The sequence below is a fragment of the Sphingobium sp. TomTYG73 genome (genome assembly GCF_055394245.1).
Genome location: NZ_AP027339.1, coordinates 451845 through 477582, shown reverse-complemented (window position 1 = coordinate 477582; position 25738 = coordinate 451845). Strand labels below are relative to the sequence as shown.

26 protein-coding genes, 1 tRNA gene and 1 other RNA gene are annotated in these 25738 nt (G+C 62.0%); 7 read left to right on the top strand and 21 right to left on the bottom strand.

The window, feature by feature from the left end; translation table 11 throughout:
• From nuoH to ACZ5TH_RS02490, 14 genes are all read right to left on the bottom strand, one after another.
• Positions 1 to 1044: an NADH-quinone oxidoreductase subunit NuoH gene (gene nuoH, locus ACZ5TH_RS02555; RefSeq protein ID WP_464794500.1), complete on the bottom strand. Its 1044-nt coding sequence runs from the start codon at positions 1042 to 1044 to the stop codon at positions 1 to 3.
• On the bottom strand, positions 1041 to 3047 hold the full coding sequence (nuoG, locus tag ACZ5TH_RS02550) for an NADH-quinone oxidoreductase subunit NuoG (protein WP_464794499.1): 2007 nt from the start codon (positions 3045 to 3047) through the stop codon (positions 1041 to 1043). The genes nuoH and nuoG overlap by 4 nt, the downstream gene beginning before the upstream one ends.
• A gap of 2 nt (positions 3048 to 3049) precedes the next feature.
• Positions 3050 to 4366 carry an NADH-quinone oxidoreductase subunit NuoF gene (nuoF, locus tag ACZ5TH_RS02545; RefSeq protein WP_464794498.1) on the bottom strand — a complete coding sequence of 439 codons (1317 nt, stop codon included), beginning with the start codon at positions 4364 to 4366 and terminating at the stop codon, positions 3050 to 3052.
• A gap of 109 nt (positions 4367 to 4475) precedes the next feature.
• Positions 4476 to 5144 (bottom strand): NADH-quinone oxidoreductase subunit NuoE, encoded by a 669-nt coding sequence (gene nuoE / locus ACZ5TH_RS02540; protein WP_464794497.1) that lies wholly within the window; start codon positions 5142 to 5144, stop codon positions 4476 to 4478.
• Entirely contained in the window at positions 5144 to 6379 is a 1236-nt protein-coding gene (locus ACZ5TH_RS02535) for an NADH-quinone oxidoreductase subunit D (protein WP_464794496.1), read from the bottom strand. Before ACZ5TH_RS02535 ends, nuoE begins: the two co-directional genes overlap by 1 nt.
• Positions 6379 to 7290, bottom strand: coding sequence for an NADH-quinone oxidoreductase subunit C (locus ACZ5TH_RS02530; protein WP_464794495.1), 912 nt, complete (start codon positions 7288 to 7290; stop codon positions 6379 to 6381). Before ACZ5TH_RS02530 ends, ACZ5TH_RS02535 begins: the two co-directional genes overlap by 1 nt.
• Position 7291: 1 nt before the next feature.
• The gene (locus ACZ5TH_RS02525) at positions 7292 to 7846 is read right to left on the bottom strand and encodes a NuoB/complex I 20 kDa subunit family protein (RefSeq protein WP_380800685.1); all 555 of its coding nucleotides are present in this window, start codon (positions 7844 to 7846) and stop codon (positions 7292 to 7294) included.
• Complete coding sequence (locus tag ACZ5TH_RS02520; protein WP_097091191.1) at positions 7837 to 8211, bottom strand: NADH-quinone oxidoreductase subunit A; 375 nt, start codon at positions 8209 to 8211, stop codon at positions 7837 to 7839. Before ACZ5TH_RS02520 ends, ACZ5TH_RS02525 begins: the two co-directional genes overlap by 10 nt.
• Positions 8212 to 8337: 126 nt before the next feature.
• Positions 8338 to 9153 carry an inositol monophosphatase family protein gene (locus ACZ5TH_RS02515; RefSeq protein ID WP_464794494.1) on the bottom strand — a complete coding sequence of 272 codons (816 nt, stop codon included), beginning with the start codon at positions 9151 to 9153 and terminating at the stop codon, positions 8338 to 8340.
• A gap of 153 nt (positions 9154 to 9306) precedes the next feature.
• Entirely contained in the window at positions 9307 to 9870 is a 564-nt protein-coding gene (gene efp, locus ACZ5TH_RS02510; protein WP_449471547.1) for an elongation factor P, read from the bottom strand.
• A gap of 98 nt (positions 9871 to 9968) precedes the next feature.
• Positions 9969 to 10553, bottom strand: coding sequence for a M23 family metallopeptidase (locus ACZ5TH_RS02505; RefSeq protein WP_464794493.1), 585 nt, complete (start codon positions 10551 to 10553; stop codon positions 9969 to 9971).
• Entirely contained in the window at positions 10550 to 11647 is a 1098-nt protein-coding gene (locus tag ACZ5TH_RS02500) for a L,D-transpeptidase family protein (RefSeq protein ID WP_464794492.1), read from the bottom strand. Before ACZ5TH_RS02500 ends, ACZ5TH_RS02505 begins: the two co-directional genes overlap by 4 nt.
• A 178-nt stretch (positions 11648 to 11825) precedes the next feature.
• The gene (gene thiE / locus ACZ5TH_RS02495; protein ID WP_464794491.1) at positions 11826 to 12518 is read right to left on the bottom strand and encodes a thiamine phosphate synthase; all 693 of its coding nucleotides are present in this window, start codon (positions 12516 to 12518) and stop codon (positions 11826 to 11828) included.
• Between the two features lie 287 nt (positions 12519 to 12805).
• Positions 12806 to 13204 (bottom strand): GFA family protein, encoded by a 399-nt coding sequence (locus ACZ5TH_RS02490; protein WP_464794490.1) that lies wholly within the window; start codon positions 13202 to 13204, stop codon positions 12806 to 12808.
• Positions 13205 to 13517: 313 nt separating this feature from the next.
• Between ACZ5TH_RS02490 and hisC the strand changes: the two genes are divergently transcribed.
• Positions 13518 to 14585, top strand: a complete 1068-nt coding sequence (gene hisC / locus ACZ5TH_RS02485; protein WP_464794489.1) for a histidinol-phosphate transaminase — start codon at positions 13518 to 13520, stop codon at positions 14583 to 14585.
• 441 nt (positions 14586 to 15026) lie between these two features.
• Here hisC and ACZ5TH_RS02480 read toward each other — a convergent pair whose 3' ends face one another.
• From ACZ5TH_RS02480 to tkt, 4 genes are all read right to left on the bottom strand, one after another.
• Positions 15027 to 15923 carry a fructose bisphosphate aldolase gene (locus ACZ5TH_RS02480; protein WP_464794488.1) on the bottom strand — a complete coding sequence of 299 codons (897 nt, stop codon included), beginning with the start codon at positions 15921 to 15923 and terminating at the stop codon, positions 15027 to 15029.
• Positions 15924 to 16015: 92 nt separating this feature from the next.
• A complete protein-coding gene (locus ACZ5TH_RS02475; protein WP_464794487.1) occupies positions 16016 to 17218 on the bottom strand; it encodes a phosphoglycerate kinase in 1203 nt (400 codons plus the stop codon).
• A gap of 75 nt (positions 17219 to 17293) precedes the next feature.
• Positions 17294 to 18304, bottom strand: a complete 1011-nt coding sequence (gene gap / locus ACZ5TH_RS02470; protein ID WP_464794486.1) for a type I glyceraldehyde-3-phosphate dehydrogenase — start codon at positions 18302 to 18304, stop codon at positions 17294 to 17296.
• 30 nt (positions 18305 to 18334) lie between these two features.
• A complete protein-coding gene (tkt, locus tag ACZ5TH_RS02465; RefSeq protein ID WP_464794485.1) occupies positions 18335 to 20302 on the bottom strand; it encodes a transketolase in 1968 nt (655 codons plus the stop codon).
• A gap of 174 nt (positions 20303 to 20476) precedes the next feature.
• Here tkt and ACZ5TH_RS02460 point away from each other — a divergent pair, with 174 nt between their 5' ends.
• From ACZ5TH_RS02460 to ACZ5TH_RS02440, 5 genes are all read left to right on the top strand, one after another.
• A complete protein-coding gene (locus ACZ5TH_RS02460; protein ID WP_464794484.1) occupies positions 20477 to 20674 on the top strand; it encodes a hypothetical protein in 198 nt (65 codons plus the stop codon).
• Positions 20667 to 21002, top strand: a complete 336-nt coding sequence (locus tag ACZ5TH_RS02455) for a cell division protein ZapA (RefSeq protein ID WP_464794483.1) — start codon at positions 20667 to 20669, stop codon at positions 21000 to 21002. Before ACZ5TH_RS02460 ends, ACZ5TH_RS02455 begins: the two co-directional genes overlap by 8 nt.
• Before the next feature lie 11 nt (positions 21003 to 21013).
• Positions 21014 to 21170: non-coding RNA, 6S RNA (gene ssrS / locus ACZ5TH_RS02450), on the top strand.
• 88 nt (positions 21171 to 21258) lie between these two features.
• Positions 21259 to 21837, top strand: a complete 579-nt coding sequence (locus ACZ5TH_RS02445) for a 5-formyltetrahydrofolate cyclo-ligase (protein WP_464794482.1) — start codon at positions 21259 to 21261, stop codon at positions 21835 to 21837.
• Between the two features lie 47 nt (positions 21838 to 21884).
• Entirely contained in the window at positions 21885 to 22073 is a 189-nt protein-coding gene (locus tag ACZ5TH_RS02440; RefSeq protein ID WP_464795039.1) for a DUF2842 domain-containing protein, read from the top strand.
• Positions 22074 to 22269: 196 nt separating this feature from the next.
• Here the strand turns inward: ACZ5TH_RS02440 and ACZ5TH_RS02435 are convergent.
• Positions 22270 to 22346: transfer RNA gene (locus ACZ5TH_RS02435), tRNA-Asp, on the bottom strand.
• Between the two features lie 41 nt (positions 22347 to 22387).
• Positions 22388 to 23542: an AI-2E family transporter gene (locus ACZ5TH_RS02430; RefSeq protein ID WP_449471531.1), complete on the bottom strand. Its 1155-nt coding sequence runs from the start codon at positions 23540 to 23542 to the stop codon at positions 22388 to 22390.
• A gap of 159 nt (positions 23543 to 23701) precedes the next feature.
• Between ACZ5TH_RS02430 and ACZ5TH_RS02425 the strand changes: the two genes are divergently transcribed.
• Positions 23702 to 24169 carry a hypothetical protein gene (locus ACZ5TH_RS02425; RefSeq protein ID WP_464795038.1) on the top strand — a complete coding sequence of 156 codons (468 nt, stop codon included), beginning with the start codon at positions 23702 to 23704 and terminating at the stop codon, positions 24167 to 24169.
• A 144-nt stretch (positions 24170 to 24313) separates the two neighbouring features.
• Here ACZ5TH_RS02425 and ACZ5TH_RS02420 read toward each other — a convergent pair whose 3' ends face one another.
• The gene (locus ACZ5TH_RS02420; RefSeq protein ID WP_464794481.1) at positions 24314 to 25738 is read right to left on the bottom strand and encodes a dihydrolipoamide acetyltransferase family protein; all 1425 of its coding nucleotides are present in this window, start codon (positions 25736 to 25738) and stop codon (positions 24314 to 24316) included.

Genomic DNA, 25738 nt, shown 5'->3' with positions numbered 1-25738 from the left:
TCAGCCCCCATACCTCGTCAGCATGAGGAAGCCCGATACCAGGAAGACGAAGAAGAGCGACGTTGGCAGGAATACCTTCCAACCCAACCGCATCAGCTGATCATAGCGATAACGGGGCACCGTCGCCTTCACCCAGGAGAAGACGAAGAAGAAGAACAGGATCTTGGCAAACAGCCAGATGATCCCGGGTACATAGTAAAGCGGCGCCCAATCGATCGGGGGCAGATACCCGCCCCAGAACAGGATTGCGTTCAGCGCGCACATCAACAGCACGTTGGCATATTCGCCAAGCCAATAGAGCGCGAACGACATGGACGAATATTCGGTCTGATAACCGGCGACCAGCTCGCTTTCGGCTTCGGTCAGGTCGAACGGGGCACGGCCCGTTTCCGCCATCGCCGATATCAGGAACATGATCGCCATCGGGAACAGCAGCGGATTGAACGCATGGCCGTTGATGAAGCCATAATAGCCGCGCTGGCTTTCCACGATGGTCGTAAGGTTAAAGCTGCCCGCCCACAGCACGACGCAAACCAGGATGAAGCCGATCGATACTTCATAGCTGATCATCTGCGCGCTCGCGCGGATCGCGGAGTAGAAGGGATATTTGGAGTTTGACGCCCAGCCCGCGAGCACGATGCCATAGACGCCCAGCGAACTGATCGCGAGAATATAGAGCAGACCGACATTGATGTTGGCCAGCACCACGCCCGCCTGGAACGGGATCACCGCCCAGGCAATCAAGGCCACTGTGAACGTAATGATCGGCGCGATCAGGAACAGCGCACGGTTGGCGGCCGAAGGAATGATGGTTTCCTGCAGGAATACCTTCGCCCCGTCCGCAAAGGACTGGAGCAGGCCGAACGGACCTACAACGTTCGGCCCCCGGCGCAGCGCCATCGCCGCCCAGATCTTGCGATCGGCATAGATTATCATCGCCACCGCCAGCATCAGCGGCAGGGCAATCACCAAAATGCCGATGACCGTGGACAGCAGCCACGCGCCGTTGAAGGGCATGCCCATATTTTGGAAGAAAGCGGTCACTCTGCGGCCTCCGCGAAGCTCTCGCCGTGGATCAGCTCGGCCGAGCATTGCTGCATCGTCGGACTAGCGCGGCAGATGGCGTTGGTCAGATAGAAATCCTTGATCGGCGAACCGAACTCACCGCTGGCTCCGGTCGGCAGCGACGGTACAGACCAACCATAATCGGCGAGGCCTTCGACGCTCAGCGCCGGAACCGCCTTGGCCATTTCCGCCCGCAGCGCATCGAAGCTGTCGAACGGCAGAGTCGCGCCCAACACTTCGGACAAAGCACGCAGGATCGACCAATCCTCACGCGCATCGCCCGGTGCGAACACGGCCTTTTCGCCGCGCTGCACCCGACCTTCCAGATTGACGTAGGTGCCCGCCTTCTCGGCATAGCTCGCGCCCGGCAGGATCACGTCCGCCGCATGCGCACCCTTGTCGCCATGGTGGCCGACATAGACCTTGAAGCTGTCGTCAAAGGCCGAATAATCGACCTCGTCCGCACCCAGCGAGAAGAGCAGCTTCGGCTTGGCCGCAGCCACAGCCTTGATCCCGCCCTGCGTCGCATAGCCGAGCATCAGCCCGCCCATCCGCGCCGCCGCGAAGTGCAGGATATTATAGCCGTTCCAACCGTCCTTGATCAGACCCAGCATCTCGACCAGCGCCAGCGTGTCGCCATGCGCGCCGTCCTTCGCCAGCACGCCGCCGCCCACGATCATCGCCGGGCGCGCCGCCTTGCCGAACGCTTGCGTTACCGCTTCAGGCAGCTTTGCCAGCAACGACGCGTCATTGCCCAGCCACTCAACCTTATAGGTAAGATCGACCTGCGGGCCGAGCGCAAACACCTTCGCACCCCTCTTGATCGCCTTGCGAATGCGGGTGTTCACCAGCGGCGCTTCCCAGCGCAAATTGGTGCCGACCAGCAGGATCACGTCCGCCGTCTCAATGCCGTTCAACGTCGTGTTGAAGTTCACCGCCGACAGGCTCGACACGTCATAGGCGAGGCCGGTCTGACGCCCTTCCAGCATCGAGCCGCCGAGCTTCTCAACGAGCAGCTTGGCCGCAAACATGGTCTCGCAATCGAGCAGGTCGCCCGCCAACGCCGCGACCGATCCACCATGCTTCGCCGCCGCGATCGCTGCAAAAGCCTCATTCCAGGTCGCCGGAACCAGCTTGCCATCCTTGCGGACATAAGGCTTGTCGAGCCGCTTGCGCACCAGACCATCGACATTGTGCCGGGTCTTGTCGCTCGCCCACTCCTCGTTAACGTCATCGTTGATACGCGGTACGGCGCGCAGCACCTGACGGCCCCGGCTATCGAGGCGGATGTTGGTGCCGACCGCATCCATCACGTCGATCGCTGGAGTCTTGCGCAGCTCCCAGGGCCGCGCCTCGAACGCATAGGGCTTCGACGTCAGCGCGCCCACCGGGCAGAGATCGACCACATTGCCCGACAGCTCGCTTTTGGCGGCATGTTCGAGATAGGTGGTGATCTGCATATTCTCACCGCGATAAATGGCGCCGATTTCCGGCACACCCGCGACTTCCTCGGCAAAGCGCACGCAGCGGGTGCACTGGATGCAGCGGGTCATGACCGTCTTGACGATCGGACCCATATATTTCTCGGTGACCGCGCGCTTGTTTTCATCAAAGCGACTGCCGCCACGCCCGTAGGCGACCGACTGGTCCTGAAGGTCGCACTCACCGCCCTGGTCACAGATCGGGCAGTCGAGCGGATGGTTGATGAGGAGGAACTCCATCACCCCTTCCCGCGCCTTCTTGACCATCTCGGTCTGGGTGAAGATTTCCTGATTGTCCGCTGCCGGAAGCGCACAAGACGCCTGCGGCTTGGGCGGCCCGGGCTTCACCTCGACTAGGCACATGCGGCAATTGCCTGCAATGGACAGACGCTCATGATAGCAGAAACGCGGGATTTCCTTCCCCGCCATCTCGCACGCCTGCAGGACCGTCGCGCCCGCCGGAACTTCGAGTTCTACGCCGTCTACTTTGACCTTGGGCATGATTACTCCGCTGCCTCCATGACGGGGGCGCTACCCTTATTCTCATTGATCCGCCGCTCGATTTCGGGGCGGAAGTGGCGGATCAGGCCCTGGATCGGCCAAGCCGCCGCGTCGCCGAGCGCGCAGATGGTGTGGCCTTCGACCTGCTTGGTCACCTGCTGGAGCATGTCGATCTCGCCGATGTCCGCTTCGCCTGAACGCAGCCGTTCCATCACGCGCCACATCCAGCCGGTGCCTTCGCGGCAGGGCGTGCACTGACCGCAGCTCTCATGCTTGTAGAAGTAGGAGAGACGGCTGATCGCGCGTACGATGTCGGTCGACTTGTCCATGACGATGACCGCAGCGGTGCCAAGGCCGGAGCCCACCGCCTTGAGGCCATCAAAGTCCATCGGCGCGTCCATGATCTGCGCGGCGGGCACCAGCGGCACCGACGATCCGCCAGGAATCACAGCAAGCAGATTGTCCCAACCACCGCGAATGCCGCCGCAATGCCGGTCGATCAGCTCCTTGAAGCTGATGCCCATCGACTCTTCGACGACGCAGGGCTTGTTCACATGGCCGCTGATCTGGAACAGCTTGGTGCCCTTGTTCCCTTCGCGGCCGAAGCTGGAAAACCATTCGGACCCACGGCGCAGGATCGTCGGCGAAACCGCGATCGATTCCACATTGTTCACCGTTGTCGGGCAGCCATAAAGGCCCGCACCCGCCGGGAAAGGGGGCTTCAGGCGCGGCTGGCCCTTCTTGCCCTCCAGGCTCTCAATCTGCGCGGTTTCCTCACCGCAAATGTATGCGCCTGCGCCGCGATGGACAAAGACGTCGAAATCATAGCCCGACCCACAGGCATTTTTGCCAAGGAAGCCCTTTTCATAGGCCTGCTCAACGGCGGCAAAGAGAACCTTCGCCTCATAGATGAACTCGCCGCGAATATAGATGTATGCGGCGCGCGCCCGCATCGCGAAACCGGCGATCAGTGCGCCCTCGATCAGCTTGTGCGGATCGTGGCGAATGATCTCGCGGTCCTTGCACGATCCCGGCTCTGACTCATCCGCATTGATGACGAGGAAGCTCGGACGGCCATCCTTGCTTTCCTTGGGCATGAAGCTCCACTTCATGCCGGTCGGGAAGCCGGCGCCGCCACGACCGCGCAGACCGGACGCCTTGATCCGCTCGATGATCTCGTCCTGGCCGATCTCCAGCAGCTTCTTGGTATTATCCCAGTCGCCACGCTTCATCGCCGCGTCGATGCTCCAATCCTGGAAGCCATAGACGTTGGTGAAGATGCGATCCTTGTCGGCAAGGGGTGCGATGACGTCGCTCATGCGCGGCCTCCAGCATTCGTCATGCCAGCGAAAGCTGGCATCTCAGGCGTGCGCGCGCTGAGGATGGAGACCCCAGCTTCCGCTGGGGTGACGGAACAGGGATAAGCCATTACGCCCACTTCCCCCGATAATCGTGATTTTCCGAAACCATTTCCTTGAGCGTCGTCGGCCCGCCTTCGGGGCAGCTCGTCTGACGCTCAATCTGCGGCCCGATCTTGGGCTGCTTGCCAGCGGCGAGATCGTCAAGGATCGCGCTCATGCTGTCATAGGTCAGGTCTTCAAAATTATCGTCGTTGATCTGCACCATCGGCGCGTTGGCGCAGGCACCCAGACATTCGACTTCGCTCAGTGTGAACAGCCCGTCCGGCGTCGTCCCGCCCTTCACCAGACCCTTGTTCTTGCAGGCCGAAAACACATCGTCGGAACCGCGCAACATGCAGGGCGTCGTGCCGCAAACCTGCACATGATAGCGGCCGACCGGAGCCAGGTTGTACATGGTGTAGAAGGTCGCGACCTCGTAAACCCGCATGTACGGCATTTCCAGCTGATCGGCGATATATTCCATCACCGGCACCGGCAGCCAGCCATTGGTCTGTGTCTCCGCACCGACCTGCCGCTGGGCGAGATCGAGCAGCGGCATCACCGCCGACTGCTGACGACCGGCAGGATAGCGCGCGATGACCTTCTTCGCCTGCTCGGCATTCTCAGCGGTCCAGGCGAACGCGCCCCAGCGCGCGCGCGTTTCCGCTTCGTCAGGGATATGAACTGCGTCAGCCATTAGCGGTCACATTCTCCGAACACGATGTCCATCGCGCCAAGGACGGCGGTGGTGTCGGCCAGCATGTGGCCCTTCATCATGAAATCCATCGCCTGCAGGTGCGAGAAAGCCGTCGGGCGGATCTTGCAGCGATAGGGCGAGTTCGTCCCGTCGCTCACCAGATAGACGCCAAACTCACCCTTGGGGCTCTCGGTCGCCACATAGACCTCGCCCGCCGGAACGTGGAAGCCCTCAGTGTACAGCTTGAAGTGGTGGATCAGCGCTTCCATCGAGCGCTTCATCTCGCCCCGGCGCGGCGGCGCCACCTTGCGATCAAACGATATCACAGGGCCTTCCGGCATCTCATTCAGGCACTGCTTCATGATGCGTGCCGACTGGCGCACTTCCTCGACACGGACCATGAAACGGTCATAGCAGTCGAAATTGGTGCCGACCGGAATATCGAAGTCCATCCGGTCATAAACGTCATAAGGCTGCGACTTGCGCAAATCCCAGGGGATGCCTGAACCGCGCAGCATCGGGCCGGAAAAGCCCCATTTCAGCGCGTCTTCCTTGCTCACCACGGCAATATCGACGTTGCGCTGCTTGAAGATGCGGTTGTCCGCGACCAGCGAAATCGCGTCCTCGAACAGGCGCGGCAGGCGCGTGTCGAGCCAATCGGCGATGTCCGTCAGCAGCTTCAGCGGCACATCCTGATGGACCCCGCCCGGCCGGAAATAGGCCGCATGCATACGCGCGCCCGACGCCCGCTCATAGAAATTCATGCAATCTTCGCGCAGTTCGAACAGCCACAGGTTCGGCGTCATCGCGCCGACGTCCATGACGTGCGAACCTAGGTTCAGCATGTGGTTCTTGATGCGCGTCAGTTCCGCGAAGAACACACGCAGATATTGCGCGCGCAGCGGTACTTCCAGGTTCAGCAGCTTCTCGATCCCCAGCACATAGCTGTGCTCCATCCCCATCGGCGAGCAATAGTCCAGCCGGTCGAAATAGGGCAGAGCCTGAAGATAGGTCTTATATTCGATCAGCTTCTCGGTGCCGCGATGGAGCAGCCCGACATGCGGATCGCAGCGCTCCACGATTTCGCCGTCCAGTTCCATGACCAGGCGAAGCACGCCGTGCGCTGCCGGATGCTGGGGACCGAAGTTGATCGTGTAATTCTGGATCTCGGTATCGCCCAGCGTCGGATCGTCCGCACTGGTCTTATGGTCGAGTTCTTCGAGATAGGTGGACATCAGGCGTCACCCCCCTCATCCTTGGCGGGAGTTTTCGGCTTGCGCGGGCGCTTCGGCTTGGCGGTGTCCGCTTCCCCGGTTTCGGCCTTCGCGGCACGGGACCGGCGCACCGGCGTCGTCTGCGCGTCGTTGGCAAGCGACTTCTCATCGGTCGCCTTGGCGGCTTCCGTGTTCGCAGCTTCGCCCGCGCCGGTATGCTCCTTCTTTTCCGTCACCTTGGGCGTCTCGCTAGCAGGCGCCCCTTTGGGCGCTGCGGCGGGTGGCGGCGGAGCGGTGGCAGGCGTGGGCGCACCTGGAGCCTGCGGCGCCTTCTCATCGCCCGGCAGCACATATTGCGCGCCTTCCCATGGGCTCATGAAATCGAACTGGCGGAAATCCTGGGCCAGCTGCACCGGCTTGTAGACGACGCGCTTGTCTTCCTCGGAATACCACATCTCGACATAGCCGGTCAGCGGGAAGTCCTTGCGCAGCGGATGACCCTTGAAGCCGTAATCCGTCAGGATGCGACGCAGGTCGGCATTGCCCTCGAAGATCACGCCGTACATGTCGAACACCTCACGCTCCAGCCAGCCTGCGACAGGCCAGATGTGCGTGACGGTAGGAACCGGCTTATCCTCGTTGGTCGATACCTTGACGCGGATGCGATGGTTCTGCGTGACGGACAGCAGATGATAGCAGACTTCGAAGCGCTCGGCCCGCTCCGGATAATCGACGCCCGCAATCTCCATCAGCTGCTGATATTCGCCCTGTACGCGCAGCGCATCCAGCGCCTCGGCCAGCCGATCGCGCACGACGGTGAAGCTCAGCTCATCCGCGTGATCGACCGCTTCGATCAGCATCGGACCTAACAGCCCGGCAATCTTCTCCGCGAGCCCTTCCGGGTTCACGATCTTCGGTGCAGAATGACCCATATCAGCGCTCAATCGTCCCGATGCGGCGGATCTTCCGCTGCAACTGCATCACGCCATAAAGCAGCGCTTCGGCAGTCGGCGGACAGCCCGGCACATAGATGTCGACCGGCACGATCCGGTCACAGCCGCGCACGACCGAATAACTGTAATGATAATAGCCGCCGCCGTTCGCGCAGCTGCCCATCGAAATCACATATTTCGGATTGGACATCTGGTCGTAAACCTTGCGCAACGCCGGAGCCATCTTGTTACACAGCGTTCCCGCGACGATCATCACGTCCGACTGGCGCGGTGAGGCGCGCGGCGCAGCCCCGAAACGCTCCATGTCATAACGTGGCATGTTGACGTGGATCATCTCCACCGCGCAGCAGGCAAGGCCAAAGGTCATCCACCACAGCGAACCCGTGCGAGCCCATTGGAACAGCTCTTCGGTCGACGTGACGAGGAACCCCTTGTCACTGACCTCACTGTTCAGTGCGTTGAAGAAATTCTGGTCGGGCTGCGTCCCCGCGGGCAACATCGTGCCGGGCGCGGGACTGGTCAGTTCTACTCCCAATCTAGGGCTCCCTTCTTCCACGCATAAACGAGGCCCAGCACCAGCTCCGCTATGAAGATCATCATCGTCGCCCAGCCGGCCCAGCCGATCTGATCCAGGCTGACCGCCCAGGGATAGAGGAAGGCGGCTTCCAGATCGAAGATGATGAAGAGGATCGCGACCAGGTAGAAGCGCACGTCGAACTGACTGCGCGGTTCTTCGAACGCTGGAAAACCGCACTCATATTCCGACAGCTTCGCCGGATCGGGCTGATGCGCGCCGGTCAGGCGGCCGACAAGCATCGGCAGGAACACGAATGCCCCGGAAAGCAGCAACGCGATCCCGAGAAAGATAAGGATCGGCAGATATTGGGCTAGATCGACCAACGGAATCCCCTGGGCGAAAATGACTATGGGCGCGCTTTAGGCCTGCCGCATAAGCGAAGCAAGGCCCCGAGGCATGAGAATGATTCGCAACAGTCTGCTTCTCTTACGCAGAAACAAATGCCTGCCTCAGCGCAGCGCGCCCGCTACAAGCTTGTGCAATTTGCTGTGGATGGCATCATTGCCCGCGATCACTTCGCGGCGCTCGATCGGCTGATCGCCGCCTCTGAAATCGGTGGCGAACCCGCCCGCCTCACGTACCAGCAGCAATCCGGCCGCGACGTCCCAGGGCTGAAGCCCGCTTTCCCAGAAACCGTCATAACGACCGGACGCCACATGCGCCAAATCGAGCGAAGCCGCACCGAAGCGACGAATCCCCGCGACGGAGGGCGCGACCGCGCCGAAGATGCGAGTCCACTGCGCCATGTCGCCATGGCCCATGAAGGGAATGCCGGTCGCGATCAGGCAGTCGCCCAGGTCGCGGCGGGCCGATACCCGCAAACGCTGGTCATGCCGCCACGCGCCCCGGCTTTTTTCCGCCCAATAGCTTTCGTCAGTCGCCGGCTGGTAGATAAGGCCGGTCGTCACTTCCCGCTTGTTGCCGCCATAAAGCGGCTCTTCGACGGCGATGGAGATCGCGAAATGCGGGATGCCGTGGAGGAAGTTGCTGGTGCCGTCGAGCGGATCGATGATCCAGCGCGGCTTGCTGGGATCACCCTCGATCACCCCGCCCTCTTCCAGCAGGAAGCCCCAGTCCGGCCGTGCTTTTTGCAGCTCTTCGACCAAAGTGCGCTCGGCTTGCTGATCGGCCTTGGACACAAAGTCCGCCGGTCCCTTGCGCGACACTTGCAGATGCTCGACTTCACCAAAGTCACGACGCAGCTTCGCGCCAGCCTTGCGCGCGGCGCGTTCCATGACGGTGAGAAGGCCGGAATGGGATACCATTTACTCAATCTCCCCCCTCCCGCAAGCGGGAGGGGCCGGGGGTGGGCACGATTGCGCAGCAATCGCATGCAACGCTTTGAATGAGGCAAGGGCTCGCTGACGCTCGCGCCCACCCCTAATCCCTCCCGCCTGCGGGAGGGAACAATTAGCAGTTCATTCCGCCCGCTTCACATATTCCCGCTCATACACATCGACGATGATGCGTGTTCCGGTAACGATATGCGGCGGCACCATGACGCGCACGCCATTGTCCAGGATCGCGGGCTTGTAGCTCGCCGAAGCCGTCTGCCCCTTCACCACGGCGTCGGCCTCGACCACGGTCGCTTCGACCGTTTCGGGTAGCTGCACGGAAATCGGACGTTCCTCATACATTTCCAGCATAACCATCATGCCATCCTGCAGGAAGGCAGACGCCTCACCCACCAGATCCTGCGGCAAGTTGATCTGCTCATAGGTCTCTGTATCCATGAAGACGAGCATGTCGCCCTCGGCATAGAGATACTGGAAATCCTTGGTGTCGAGCCGGATGCGCTCAACCGTCTCGGCCGATCGGAAGCGGACGTTATTCTTGCGTCCGTCGATCAGGTTTTTGAGTTCCACCTGCATATAGGCGCCGCCCTTGCCGGGCTGCGTGTGCTGGATCTTGACGGCCCGCCACAGGCTTCCGTCATATTCGATATTGTTGCCGGGACGAATCTCGACGCCGCTGATCTTCATGGGAAGAGCCTGCCTATATGTCTGAAGGTGAAAAGAGCCGACCTGTTTAAAAGGCTGGGCGCGCCTCTACATCGTGCCGCCGCGAAGGGCAAGTAGGCTCATCGGATCGGCCGCGCCAGCAAGGGGTAGGGATTGATCGCTCGGCCCCCGTACCATGGCTCGCCCGGCGCAATCTCGTTCACGGCAAAATGCAGATGCGGCGCTGCCGGATCGGCATTGCCGGTGCTGCCGACCGTGGCGATCTTCTGGCCCCGCCGCACGCTCTGCCCCTCCGCCAGTCCTGCGGCATAGCGATCCAGATGCGCATAATAATAGATGCGCCGACCGTCGGGCGATCGCTCATAGATGGTGAGTCCGCCATCCGCGCTCGAGAACAGCTTCTCGATACGCCCGTCCGCAGCCGCCAGCACAGCCCGCCCCCGCGCCGCCATGATGTCGATCGCATCATGCGGCCGCGCGCCGCCTGCCCTCGCCTGCGTGAAAGTGTCGGTCAACGCGGTCGGTGGAACACCCTCTACCGGGATCAACAGCGACCCAGCCTCCGCCGCAGCCGGACGCTGAGGCGGCAAAGCCGTCCTTTCCGGGCCACCCGGAACGATCCGCACGCACATTTTCAGGAACAGGAGCAGCAGCAGGACGGCGACTATGATTCCCACCCATCCTCGCCGCCCTGGCCTCCTCATGCCTGGAATACCGCCTTGACCCCGCTCTTCACCATCTGCGCCAGCCTTGCTGCATCCCAGTTGGTCAGGCGGATGCAGCCATGGCTTTCGGTGCGCCCGATGGTCTGCGGTTCAGGCGTGCCATGAATACCATAATGCTGCTTGGACAGATCAATCCAAACGACGCCCACCGGACCATTAGGCCCCCGCTTCAACACCGCCTTCTCATCCTTGGCATCGGCATCCCAGAACAGGTCGGGATTATAATGGAAATCGGGATTCCGGCTGATGCCCTTGATCTCCCAATTGCCAAGCGGCAGCGGATCATGTTCCGATCCCATGGTCGCCGGGAATTGCGCGATCAGCTTGTTGGCCTTGTCAAAAACGCGCAGCACGCCTTCGGACTTGTCGACCACGATATGATCGGCCTGCGGCTGATCCTTGGCGACCGCCAGGCTGGCTAGCGTATTGCCCCAGCCGCGCTCATCGCCCTCAATCTGCGCCACCGGCTGATTGCCCACGGCTGGCACTCGCACCGTAGCCCCCGGCCCAAGCTTTGTATTGGGCGCATTCAACGCCACCAGCACTTCGGGCTTGGTATGGAACCGCTCGGCCAGCTTCTCGATCAAATTGCGATAGCCAAGCGCAGGCAGCTTCGCCTGATCAGCATATTCCTTGGGGATTGTAGTGAACGGACCACGGGCAAAGCCCTCAGGGATCGTCACCAGCCATGTCGCTGGCGGTGGCTTGTCGCCCAGCAGCGCCTTCGCAGTCGCCTCATCATATTTGCCGGTCTCCGGCAGCCCCTTAGCAGCCTGAAAACCCGTTAGTGCGGCGGTGAAGGACATGCCCTCCTTCCCGTCCAGCACGCCAGGAGAAAATCCCGCCCGGTCAAGCGCCACCTGCGCCTGCAAGATGGAGTCCGCGCGAGCAGGCGCACCGCCCGGCTCGGGCACTATGGAGAAGGCATAAGGATCGCCGACCGGCTTAACCGCCGCGCCCTGCGCTGCCTCCTTCTGATCCCCGGGAACCGTTGTCCCGCTTTCATTGGCGTCGGTGACGGCAACCTTGCAAGCCGAGCAGAGCAGCGTGAGCGCGAGCAGATATGTCTTCAAGGCGATACTCTCCCGTTATTCGGGAAGAGGAACGCGCAAAGCTCAGGAAAGCTGCCTCCCGCCATTAACTAGCATCCGGCGAGACCTATTTAGAGCACAATATGTTCGATCTAAATCACTACGTCCGTTCGGGCGAACGGCATCAGGAAGTGGCGCTGATCCATAAAGCCACGCTTCTCTAAGCCCCTCCCAGCACAGCCGAAAATGCCGCAACGCCCGCGCGCGGCCCGTCCGGATGCGCCCACACCGCGCTGCTCACCGCCAGAAAGTCCGCACCCGCCTCGACCAGCGGCGCGGCATTATCCGCCGTAATCCCCCCGATCGCCACGCAAGGCAGCTCGAACAGGGTCGTCCACCAGCCAAGGATCGACGGCTCCGGCCGGTGATGCGTTTCCTTGGTCGTCGTGGGATAGAAGGCCCCGAACGCGACATAGTCCGCCCCCGCCTCACCCGCTTCCATCGCAAGGTGACGGCTGTCATGGCAGGTCACGCCAATCTGCACCTTCGGCCCCAATATCTTGCGCGCCTCTCGCGGGTCGCCATCCCCCTGCCCCAAATGCACGCCATCCGCGCCCAGCCGCTTGGCCAGCGCTACGCTGTCGTTGATAATAAAGGCGACCTCCCGCTCCGCGCACAGCTTCTGCAACGGCTCGGCCGCTAGGGCGATCGCGTCCTCGTCCAGGTCCTTCAGCCGCAACTGGAAAGCCGCAACCTTGCCGCCATCCAGAGCCTCGGCCAACTGCGCCCCGAAACCCTCGTCGATCGCGGGCGGCGATATGAGGTAAAGCTGGCAGGCCGGGCGGAAGCCCTTGTCGAACTGGTCGGCAAAATGCGGATCGAGCGCCAGCTCTTCATCGGTAAAGTCGGTCATGCGCAGCCCTTAGCGCGTTTCGCCGCCCAAGGAAAAGAATGGAACTGCGTTCAGGCCCGGCCGACTTGTCCTGCCATGATTGGGAACCACTACTCGGGATGGGAGTATCGCCACTGGCAGGGTCGCCACTATCCGGATGTCGGAAGACGCTAGATTGGCGACCGTCCGGGATAAGCAGACGGTCGGACGCCGACCATTTTTAGCCGATCAAGTGGGTATTTGAGTTCTCAATGCCAGTCGCATGAAACGGTGCTGGTGAGTTAGTTACGCCACTTCGCATACGGCGCTTACAATCGGCCTTGAAGATAGTGATCGCTCGCGGTTTCGATTTTGACCCATTTGTGCATCGTTTGCTCCCAAACGGAGCGTACTGGTGGTGGAAAGTTGGGATCGGCGATGGCTCCCACGGGTATGCCTACCATGCCTGCATTTTTGTCGCCGTCCATATGCACTGTCGAACCGCAGTGAGGGCAGAAGTAGGTTCGAAATTGGCCTCCAGCCGCCGTCTGGCGAGCATACTGTTTCGAGATCCCGCTGATCTTGAGCATTTCGGCGGGATAATAAACGGCAGCCCCAAAGGGAGAGCCTGACCGTCGCTGACAATCGATGCAGTGGCATGCAACGATCGCAGGGCTGGGGCCTGGAAATTCAACTTTCAGTTGGCCGCATTGACATTGAGCTTCCATGTGACACCTCCCGATTTGCCAGATCATAGGGCGTCACCAGATGATCGCAATCATCTGCCATCGCTAAGACGGTCATGATCTCGATTTGGCGCTTGGTTTCGGAACTTCCGTTTACCACCCCGCGTCGCTGCTCCCGGGCCGTCAGTCGCGGTCCATGCCGATAAGCCGCTGTTCCAATTCAAGGCCGAGAAACTGCCCAGCGATAGACCATCAAAAGCCGTCTACCGGGAATTCTGCTTCGGAGAGCCTGTCATTCAGATCGCGCTCAACCTACGGATTGAGTTAAGAGCCCTTCGCTATTAGCACCATTGCGATGAGCCATTTTTGGAGCCAGTTTGTTCACGATCTCCAGCCGTATGTGCCGGGAGAGCAGCCTCCTATTCCGGGCTTGGTGAAGCTTAACACTAATGAATTGCCAATGGGACCGGCCCCTTCTTTACTGACGGCGATCAGGCAAGAAGCAACCTCTGCCCTCAGATTGTATCCTGACCCTCAATCATCAGCCTTGCGGGATGCGATTGCCGCCTATCATGATGTGGATGGTGACCAGGTTTTTGTAGGCAATGGCTCTGATGAGGTGCTGGCCCACACCTTTGCTGGCTTGCTCAAGCATGATGCGCCGATATTGTTCCCGGACATCACTTACAGCTTCTATCCCGTCTACTGTCGCCTGTACGGGATCGAGTATGAGACGGTGCCGCTGGACGTGAAATTCCACCTGCGCGTTGATGAGTATCGCTCCGGCAACGGCGGGATCATATTCCCCAATCCTAACGCGCCTACGGGCATCGCCGTCAGCCTTGCGGAGATTGCTCGTCTCCTGGAACGACATCCGAACGTGCCGGTGGTTATTGACGAGGCCTATGTCGATTTTGGCGGAGAGACGGCGATCCCGCTCATCGCCGATCATCCTAATCTTTTGGTCGTTCGCACCATGTCCAAGTCGCGTGGACTGGCTGGGCTTCGTGTCGGCTATGCGGTTGGCGATCGCGCCTTGATCGATGCGCTTGTGCGAGTGAAGGATAGCTTTAACTCATACCCGATCGATCGTTTGGCTCAAGTCGGCGCCATCGCCTCGCTGCGCGACGAAGCCTATTTCCAACTCTGCCGAAAGCAAATCATGCAGGCGCGCAATGTAATGGTCGATGGCCTCGAAGCGCTCGGATTTGAGGTGCTGCCATCGGCCGCCAATTGTATATTAGCATGCCATCCCCGGCACGATGGAGCTACGCTCGCGGGGCGGCTCCGCGAAGCGGCTATACTTGTGCGGCATTTCAATTTGCCTCGCATCAGCAACTATCTCCGCATTACGGTAGGAACCCGCGAGGAAATTCGTCTGCTGCTCGATTGTTTAGAACGACTAACGCTCCATCGTGACTAACCAATCAAGACATTCAACTCCGGCGCGGGAGGGGGTAGAGGCGGGCGCGAACGTAGCGAACTTCTGTGTTAGCCCTGACACATCGCGCTGACCTAACGCCCGCCCGTCAAACGAGCCACATGCCTCGTTTGAGCACCTGCGGGAGGTGAGGATGACAGCCCCCCACCTCATCCCGAACCTTTCCGCCTATATCCGCGTCCATGGCGGACAGGGCAACGAGGCCGCTATTTCAAAGCGCCGTACCTCAAATGACCCGACTTGATGCATCGAGGTCATCTCCGGCCACCTCCAAAAACAGGCGGCGCATCGCCAAAACTATGGGCAGACGCTCTCCGCTACAGCCCTCGCTGCTCTGTGTCCTCTTGGGTGGGTGGCCCATCCTTCGGTAGTGTCGCGAATGAGGGCTGCCCGGCGCATATCGCCAGCAGCCCTCATCTCACATCACGCCGCCTTCTTGGTCGAAGCGGTGTAGATTTCGTCGATCGCCTGACCCAGCGACCCGTTGAACTCATCCTCGCTCATCTGGTGGCGCAGGTCGTTCAGCAGCGCGCGGCTGAAGCTGGCGATGATGCCGCGATTCTTCGCCAGTTCGGCGCAAGCCTCGGCGCGCGAGAAGCCGCCCGACAGCGCGACGACGCGCAGCACCTTGGGATGGTCGACCAGCGCGTCGAACAGGCCAGCCTTTGCCGGGAGCGACAGCTTCAGCATCACCTTCTGGCCTTCCGGCAGCGCGTCCAGGCCCTTGAGCAATTCCTCAAGCAGAATCTGGTCGGCGTCGGCGCGTTCGGGGCTCTTGATGTTGATCTCGGGCTCCAGCATCGGCATCAGGCCGGCGGCGAGAACCTGCGCGCCTACCTCGAACTGCTGTTTGACGATCGCGGCAATGCCCTCGCGGTTGGCGAGGTTGATAACCGAACGCTCCTTGGTGCCGAACACGCCGAGCGACTTGGCCCGCTTCAGCAGCGCGTCGAGTTCCGGCATCGGCTTCATCATCTGAACGCCGTTCGCCTCGTCTTCCAGGCCCTTGTCGATCTTGATGAAAGGCACCACGCCACGCTCGATCAGCGCCTGCGGCACGGACTTGCCACCCGCCTGGCCATCCATCGTCCGCTCGAACAGGATCGCGCCGATCACCTTTTCGCCGCTGAAGCAGGGCGAGGTGATGATGCGGCTGCGCATGTCGTGGATGAGGCCGAACATTTCCTCATCATTGTTCCAGGCACCGTCTTCGATGCCATAGCCTTTGAGCGCCTTGGGCGTCGATCCACCGCTCTGGTCGAGCGCGGCAATAAAGCCGTTGCCGCCCGCAATCTTGTTCATCATATCCTGATCCAGCATCTGCACATACCTTCTCTGTTGGGTTTGCGCCGCCCATCGGCGGCTTCGAAATTTGAAAAAGGTCGCCATTTTTGGGGATGACGGCCACAAGTTCACACCATCAATGCGCTGACGCCCGGCAGGTCCTTGCCTTCCATCCATTCGAGGAAAGCGCCCCCTGCCGTGGAGACGAACGTAAAGTCGCTCGCCACGCCCGCATGGTTGAGCGCCGCGACGGTGTCGCCGCCGCCGGCCACGGACGTCAAGCCGCCTTCCTTGGTCAGCGCCGCCGCCGTCTTGGCGAGCGCCACGGTAGCCTTGTCGAACGGCGCGATTTCGAACGCGCCCAGCGGGCCATTCCATACTAGCGTGCGGCAATTTTTGAGTGCGTCACCCAGCGCCTCGACAGCGGCTGGGCCGACGTCCAGGATCATCTCGTCCGCCGCGACTTCATGCACGTTGCATGTGCGGACTGAGGGAGGATTCGCCGCAAACTCCTTCGCCACCACCACGTCATAGGGCAGGTGGATTGTGCAACCGGCGGCTTCCGCCTTGTCGAAGATCGCCTCGGCTGTCTCGGCAAGATCCTTCTCGCACAGCGACTTGCCGACATCGACGCCACGCGCGTGGAGGAAGGTGTTGGCCATGCCGCCGCCGATGATCAGATGATCGACCTTGGCGACGAGGTTGTTCAGCACATCGAGCTTGGTCGAAACCTTGGCCCCGCCGACGACCGCCGCGACAGGTTTTACCGGCTCGCCCAGCGCAGCCTGCAGCGCGTCCAGTTCCTTTTCCATGGAACGGCCCGCAAAGGCAGGCAGCTTGTGCGCCAGCCCTTCGGTCGAGGCATGGGCGCGATGCGCGGCAGAGAAAGCGTCGTTTACATAAAGGTCGCCGATTGCGGCCATGGCTTCCGCCAGCGCCGGATCATTTTTTTCCTCGCCGGGGTGGAAGCGGGTATTTTCCAGGATGGAAATGTCGCCGGGACGCATCACGGCGATGCCATCGACCGCTGCTTCGCCGCAGCAATCGGGAATGAACTGCACATCGCGGCCCAGCACTTGTGTCAGCGGACGGGTAATTTTGGAGAGCGAATATTCGGGGTTCTTTTGACCCTTGGGCCGTCCGAAATGCGCCAGGATCAATACCTTCGCGCCGCGATCCGCCAGTTCCAGAATCGTCGGCATCGCCGCCCGCAGGCGGGTGTCATCACTCACCGATCCGTCCTGCATCGGCACGTTCAGATCCTCACGCACCAGCACCACCTTGCCGGTGATGTCCCCCATGTCGTCGAGTGTCTTGAACGGCTTTGCCATGATGGGTCCCTGTCGCGCGCTGATTGGGTCAGTGAATGAAAACCCCGCCGGATGGTCCGGCGGGGCATGCGGGTCTTAGAGGAACTTCGCCACGACACCCGTTGTGTCGATCATGCGGTTCGAGAAGCCCCATTCATTGTCGTACCAGCTGAGCACGCGCACCAGATTACCGTCGATAACGGCGGTTTCCAGGCTGTCGACAGTCGAGCTGCGCGCATCGCCATTATAGTCGATCGACACCAGCGGCTCGTCCGAATAGCCCAGCACGCCCTTCAGCGGACCAGCTTCCGAAGCAGCCTTCAGCAGTTCGTTCACTTCATCCTTGGTCGTCCCACGCTTGGCGATGAACTTCAGGTCCACGACGGAGACGTTCGGGGTCGGCACGCGCACCGACGAACCGTCCAGCTTGCCCTTCAGCTCAGGCAGAACTTCACCCACTGCACGAGCAGCGCCCGTGGTGGTCGGGATCATCGACAGTGCAGCGGCGCGGGCGCGGCGCATGTCGCTGTGCAGCTGATCCAGCGTGTTCTGGTCATTGGTATAGCTGTGGATCGTCGTCATGAAGCCCTTTTCGATGCCGATGGCGTCGTGCAGGACCTTGGCGAGCGGCGCCAGGCAGTTGGTGGTGCAGCTGGCGTTCGAAATGACGATATCGTCAGCACCCAGCGCATCGTGGTTCACGCCGAACACGATGGTCTTGTCGACGCCGGTCGCGGGGGCGGAAATGATGACACGCTTGGCACCAGCGGTCAGATGCGCGCTCGCCTTTTCCTTGGACGCGAAGATGCCGGTGCATTCCAGGGCGATTTCGACACCCTGCGCCGCGTGCGGCAGCTTGGCGGGGTCGCGCTCGGCGGTGACGGCAATGCGCTTGCCGTTGATGATCAGCGCGTCGCCATCGACACTGACGTCGCCAGCCCAGTTGCCATGAACCGAGTCCCGCTTGAACAGCAGGGCGTTCGCCTTCGCATCGCCCAGATCGTTGATGCTGACCAGTTCCAGATCATGGTCGGTGCGCGACAATATGGCGCGCGCCACCAGGCGGCCGATACGTCCGAAACCGTTGATTGCTACCTTCGTTGCCACTGCACTAGCCTCCTGATTGGTAAATTATTCTCAATGATCGAGAGCGGCCGCAACCTGCGGCGCGATCTTGGCGGCCGTCAGGCCGAAATGGTCGTAAAGCGCGTCTGCTGGAGCCGAAGCGCCGAATGTGTCAATGCCGAACCGCAGGCCCGCGATGCCGACATAGCGTTCCCAGCCAAAGGTCGTCCCTGCCTCAATCGAGCAACGCAGCACATGGTGCGGAAGGAGATCATCCTTATACGCCTGCGGCTGCGCATCGAAATGCGCCCAGCTCGGCATGGACACGACGTCCGCGCCAATGCCCTGCGCTTCCAGCAGGTCGGCGGTCGCAACGGCGATCTCAACCTCGGAACCGGTAGCGATCAGCACCACCTTGCGGCTGCCGGTCGCGGCGCGCAGACGATAGGCGCCCTTCGCCGACAGATTTTCGCTCTTTTCCGTCCGCAGTTGCGGCAGGTTCTGGCGGGTCAGCGCCAGTACCGAAGGACCCTGTTGGTCCTTCAGCGCCAATTCCCAGCATTCCGCCGTCTCGACAATGTCCGCCGGGCGATAGACATCCAGATTGGGGATCATGCGCAGCGTCATGACATGTTCGATCGGCTGGTGGGTCGGACCATCCTCGCCAAGGCCAATGGAGTCATGGGTCAGCACATGGATAACGCGCTGCTCCTGAAGCGCGGCCAGACGGATGCCGCCACGCATATAGTCGGAGAAGACAAGGAAAGTGCCGCCATAGGGAATGACGCCGCCATGCAGCGCCATGCCGTTCATCGCACAGGCCATGCCGAACTCGCGAATGCCGTAATAGACATAGCGGCCGGAATAGTCGTCCTTCGTCAGCGGCCCCGTCGACTTGGTCTTGGTGTTGTTCGACCCGGTCAAATCCGCCGAACCACCCAGCGTCTCGGGCAGCAGATCATTGATCGCGCCCAGCGCCAGCTCGCTTGCCCGGCGGGTCGCGACCTTCTGCGGATTGGCGATCAACGTGTCGATATAGCTATTGAGCGAGAAGTCGGCGGGCAGTTCGCCTGCCATCCGGCGTTCAAATTCCACCTTCTGGCCATTGTCAGCCAGACGGCCTTCCCAGGCCGCGCGCACTTCGGCACCTTGCAAACCAATGCGACGCCACTCGGCGGCAATATCGTCAGGGATGACGAAGGGCTCGGTCGTCCAGCCCAGAAACTCGCGGGCCGCCGCGACTTCCGCTTCACCGAGTGCCGAACCGTGAACGCCCGACGTGCCTGCCTTGTTCGGCGCGCCATAGCCGATCTTTGTGGCGCAGGCGACCAGCGACGGGCGCGGATCAGCCAGAGCCTCGTCGATGGCGCGGCGCACATCGGCGACGTCATGGCCGTCGCAGGACACGACATGCCAGCCGGTTGCGACATAGCGCGCCCGCACATCCTCGCTGCTCGACAGGTCCACCGCGCCGTCGATGGTGATCTTGTTATCGTCCCATAGCACGATCAGACGGCTCAGGTTCAGATGCCCTGCAAGGCCGATCGCCTCATGGTTGATGCCTTCCATCAGGCACCCGTCGCCCGCGATCACCCAAGTGCGGTGATCGACCAGATCGTCGCCGAACTGCGCATTGAGGTGCCGCTCAGCAATCGCCATGCCGACTGCGGTGGCCAGGCCCGAACCCAGCGGCCCGGTGGTCGCCTCAACGCCCGCCAACTCGAAATTCTCGGGATGCCCCGCGCACGGGCTGCCCAACTGACGGAAATTGCGAATGTCCTCCATCGTCGGACGCGCATAGCCAGTGAGGTGCAGCAGCGAGTAGATCAGCATCGATCCATGGCCCGCCGACAGCACGAAGCGGTCGCGGTCGGCCCATTTGGGCTGGGTCGGATCGAACTTGATATAGTCCTTGAACAGCACCGTTGCGACGTCCGCCATGCCCATCGGCATGCCCGGATGGCCGCTGTTCGCCGCCTGCACTGCGTCCATGGAAAGCGCCCGGATGGCGCTGGCGAGCGACTTTTCGGATACGGTCATCTAGGCTGGCTTCTTTCCTGCTTGACTAAGCGGCCCCCTGCTGAGCCGACGAATCGAAATCCGGTCCCCTTTGTCGCGTTGCACCCAAAGCGTCAACCGTGGCAGGACCTCGGGACACGCCAAGCCGTCCAATCACGGCTTTTGCAAGGCGAAAACTTTGTTTATGCGTGGGTCATGGCAAGCGATCGCATGATGCAGGCTATCGGCGCATTGGAGCGCGCGGTAAGTCGGCTGGAACAGGATGTGCAGGATCTCGCGGTGGCGGGTCCGGCCTCTTCCGTCTCCCCCGGCATGGACCCGGCCGCCGCGCGCGCGGCGCTCCGCTCGCTCGATGAACTGATCGCCGATCTTAAAGGGGATTCGCGTGGCTGAAACGAACCTTCAGATCGCCGGGCGTCATTATGCGATCCGATGCCGCGATGGTGAGGAAGCCCATCTTGCCCATCTCGCCAGCCTGATCGAACGCAAGGCGCGCCTTGCGCAGCAGAACACGCCGGGCCTTACCGAAGTGCGCACCCTGCTGTTCGCGGCGCTCTTCCTCGCCGATGAACTCAACGACCTGAAGCGGGAAGCGATCGGCCGCCAGCAGAGCCTCGCTCTTGATGACGACGATGACGCGGCTGCCCGCGCGATCGAGGCGCTCGCTGCCCGGATAGAAAAGCTGAGCGACAGGCTTGCCGCACCGCTGCCGGACGCCTAGATAAGGGACGACGGGTACTGCCTCGTACGAGCTTTAGCGAACATCCCTGAGGCGATAATCACATCCAAGGGGGCTGTCCCTGGGCGGGTCCAGGCCCGATCTACATGGTCCCCACCTGACGTTGAGGCGTCAGAGGATATTCCAGCAAACGGCCAAGGCGGTCCCGTCACCCTCCTCGTTCCCTAAGCTCCGTTCGTTTCGAGCGCGGTCGAGAAACCGGTTTCCAGCCCCCTCCTGCGGGTCTAAACGCGGCCCCATGAGCGAAGACCTCGACAAGACCGCCCTGCGCACCCTCGCCCGGACACACCGCCGCGCCTTCGTGCAATCGCTCGATCCGCTGGCGCACCGGCTCGCCTTCAAGGCGCTCCCCTCGCCGCTCGCCCGCAGGCTGGATAATGTGCAGACGGTTGCGCTCTACATGGGCCTGGACGACGAAGCGCCCGCCCAGCGCCTCGCCCCGCAACTCGCAAGTCTGGGCAAGACCCTCGCCCTCCCCCGCGTCATCGACCGGCTCGGCAGCATGGAATTCCTCGCCTGGACGCCCGAGGATCAGCTTCATCCCGGCCTCTACGGCACGCACCATCCCGAACCCAGCGGCCCGCCCGTCGCGCCGGATGTCATCATCGCCCCGCTGCTCGGCTTCGACCGTGCGATGAACCGGCTGGGCCAGGGCGGCGGCTATTATGACCGCGCCTTCGCCCGCTACCCCGATGCGCTGCGGATCGGCCTCGCCTGGTCGGTGCAGGAACAGGACGCCCTGCCTGCCGACCCGTGGGACCTGCCGCTCCACATCATCCTCACCGAAGTCGAATTGATCGAAGGACCCGACGCGTGAACCGCCAGCCTGCACCCTACGAACCCAGCTGGCGCAAGCCCGTCGGCATGCTCGCCATCGTCGGGCTCATCACGCTTTGGGCAGTCCTCGTCGGCAGCCTGTCGGGGCTCATCGGTAGCCTGCCGATGATCGTGCAGGTGCCGGTTTATGTCTTCCTCGGCATCATCTGGATCTGGGTCCTGCCGCTGAAGCGCCTGCTCGCCTGGATGGAAACGGGCCGCTGGCGGCGCGGCTGACGCGCCATATTTTCGGCGCGGCCAAGGCATCCAACTCCGTCGTTAGTAGCGCCCACTTCGTCATCCCAGCGCAGGCTGGGATTTCGTGGGACGAGACCGCACGTAAAGACCTGAGATGCCAGCTTCCGCTAGCATGACGCTCATCAAATTATTGTGAAATCCCGGCCCTTAAGGACCATCCACTCTTCCAAAAGAGTGGCGCGAGTGACGGGGCTCGAACCCGCGACCTCCGGCGTGACAGGCCGGCGCTCTAACCAACTGAGCTACACCCGCGTTCGGTGTGGGCGGGCATCTATGCGGGACCGCCGGACCTGTCAACCGGCTCTTTCGCCACTTTCTTCTTTCTCGTCATTTTCTTCGCGCAGCGCCACCGTCAGCGTCCCCCGCTCAAACAGGAAACCCGCGATATCCGGGGTCCCAGCAGCCGCCACCACGGTCTGGATGATGATCAGCAAAGGCACGCCCAGCAGCGCGCCCGGCGTACCCCACACCCATCCCCAAAAGGTCAGTGACACCAGAATCAGCAGCGGGTTCATCGTCAACCGCCGCCCCAGCACCATCGGCGTGATCACATTCGCCTCCACCAGGTGAAAGCCGATCTGCGTGACCGCAGGCGCCAGCGCCCGCCACACATCGTCAAACACCATGAGGCCGCCCAGCGCCAACAAGGCCGCAGCCAGCATCGGCCCGAAATAGGGCACGAAATTCAGCAGCGCCACGATCCCGCCCCACATCAGCGGCGACGGCATGCCGATCAGCCACAGCGCAAACGCGACCGCCAGCCCAAGGCACAGGTTGATCGTCGCGATCGTCAGCACATAGGCGGATGTCGCATCGACCACATTCTGGATCACCCGCGCCACCGCCATCGCGCCGTCGAAGCTGCCCCGGCTGTTGATCGTCCGCCGCCGCAGCCGCGTCCAACCGGCGAGGAAAAAATAGATGATGAGCAGCGCGAACACCATCTGGATGATCGCGGAAGGCGCGGAGGTCGCGGCAAACTGCAACAGCGATCGCGGCGCATCCACCGCCGCCGTCTGGGCCGCAGCAACAGGCCCCGTCGCCAACATCTGCACCGTCTCGTCCACGAAATGCTGCAACTGGGAATAAAAGTCGATCAGCGGCGCCAGATTGTCCTGAATCTTGGGCAACCGCTGCGGCAGCAGCCTGAACCAGTCGGTCGCCGGCACCACGATCAGCACCAGCGCCGTATTCGCCACCACCAGAAACGCAATCACCGCCGCCAGCGCCGCCACGGCTGAAGGCACACCCCGCCGCTCCATCCACTCCAGGAACGGCACCAGCGCAATGGCGATCACGATCGCCGCCGTCAGTGGCAGGAAAAACTCCGCCCCCTCGCGCAAGGCAAAGGGCAAGGCAAGGAGCAGCCCAACGCCCGTCGTCAGCGCGATGGACGCCAGCAGCCGATCCCGCCGCCGGTTGATTTCCAGCTGTTCATGAGGTGTCACTGAATGATCGATCCTGCCCGCATGTCGACAATGTGTACCGGCCCGCCACAGCCCGTCAATTTCATTCATCGGCCCTGACATGACTAAGGCCCATTAACCAAATTTTCGCTCCCCTGTCCTAAGCAATAGCGAAACGGGGATCGGGGCTTTGAACGGATGATGCGTAAACTGGCGCTGCTGGGCATGGCTGGATGGGCGATGCTGCCCGCCACATCACTGGCCCGTACGGACCTGCGCATGGAAACCCAGATGTTTGTGGAGCGCGTCCATACCGACATCAACGGCCGCGCCCGCCGCACCCTCGCCAGCGCCACGCGCGCGGCGCCCGGCGACCAGCTGCTCTTCGTCGTCAACTGTCGAAACGAAGGGCGCGGACCAGTTCAGGGCATAGCCCTCACCAACGCCGTTCCCCGTGGCACCCTCCTCACGGCGCCCGATCCATCGATGCAAGTATCGGTGGACGGCGGCCAACGCTGGGGCCGCCTAGACGAGCTTTGGCTACCGACTCCACTAGGCGGCGTTCGCAGGGCCGTTCCCGCCGATATCACCCATATCCGCTGGATCAGCCCCACCCGCCTGTCGCCGGGCGAGACGGCGCGGCTGAGTTATAGGGCGACGATGCGGTGAACCAAAAAAAGCCCCTCCCTTTCAAGGGAGGGGACGGGGGTGGGTCGCCGCGCCAGCGGCGTTCTGCCTTTTCGATCGGTTGCTGGCTCGCTTCGCTCGCACCCACCCCAACCCCTCCCTTGAAAGGGAGGGGCATATATTCACTCACTCCGCAAACAACAAAACCGGCGTCTCCAGCAACCGCTTCACCGCCTGCACGAAATTCGCCGCATCCCATCCATCTACCACCCGATGATCGCAACTGATCGACAGGTTCATCAGCTTCGCCGCCACAACCTCCCGCCCACGAAACACCGGCCGCTCGATCACCCGATTTGGGCCAATAATCGCCACCTCCGGCCGATTGATCACCGGCGTCGTCGCTACCCCGCCCAGCGCACCCAACGACGTCAGCGTCAGAGTCGATCCGGAAAGCTCCTCTGCCTTCGCCTTGCCGGACCGCGCGGCCTCTGCCAGCCGCCCGATCTCGCTCGCCAATTGCCAGATATTCCGATCCTGCGCGTCCCGGATCACCGGCACCATCAATCCCGCGTCCGTCTGCGTCGCGATCCCCATATGCACCGCGCCAAAACGCGTCACGACACCCGCTTCGTCATCATAGCGGGCGTTCAGCATCGGAAAGTCCGGCAGCGCCCGGCAAATCGCCACGATCAACAACGGTAGCATGGTCAGCTTCGGCCGATCCCCACGCTCGTCATTCAACTGCGCGCGCATCCGCTCCAGCTCGGTGACGTCGATTTCCTCGACATAGGAAAAGTGCGGAATATGCCGCTTCGACGCAGCCATATTCTCCGCGATGCGACGGCGCAGGCCGATGACCTTCACCACCTCATCCCCCCGCCGCGCGCGCTGCCCGGCAGGCCGATAGCCCTGCCCCGCGCCGTAAAGGAGGAAAGCGTCGAGGTCCGAGTGGCGGATATGATCGCCGGTAGGCTTCACTTGGGACAGGTCTATCCCGAGTTCCTTGGCGCGAGCACGGACGGCGGGCGAGGCGAGCACCTTCTCCCTCTCCCCTTCCGGGACCGTTGGGAGGCATGGACCGCCCTGCTCCCTCTCCCCTTCAGGGGAGAGGGTTGGGGAGAGGGGGCTGCCCTGCGAACTGGGCAAATCCCTCTGATCCCCCACCCCAACCCCTCCCCTGAAGGGGAGGGGCTTTTCAGCTTTATCCTGCGAAGAGGATCCTTCCCCCGCAGCTTCAACCCGCTCAACCGACGAAACAATCCCGTTCACCGACGAACCCGCTACCTCACGTCCTCCCGGTGTCTCGGCTTCAATCACCTCTTCCGAAGGCATGGGAGCCTCCGCCCCGGAAGCGACCTCCCCCTCCCCCTCAACCTCAATCTCCACCAGCATGGCCCCGATCGCGACCTGCTCACCCGCCTCCCCGGCCAACCGCGTCACCACCCCCGCGACGGGGCTCTCCATCTCGACCGTAGCCTTGTCAGTCATCATGTCGGCGATAGGCTGGTCTTCCTCCACCCGGTCGCCGACCTTCACATGCCAGCCAACAATCTCCGCCTCGGAAATGCCTTCGCCAATGTCGGGTAGCCTGAACGTGAACAGGGGCAT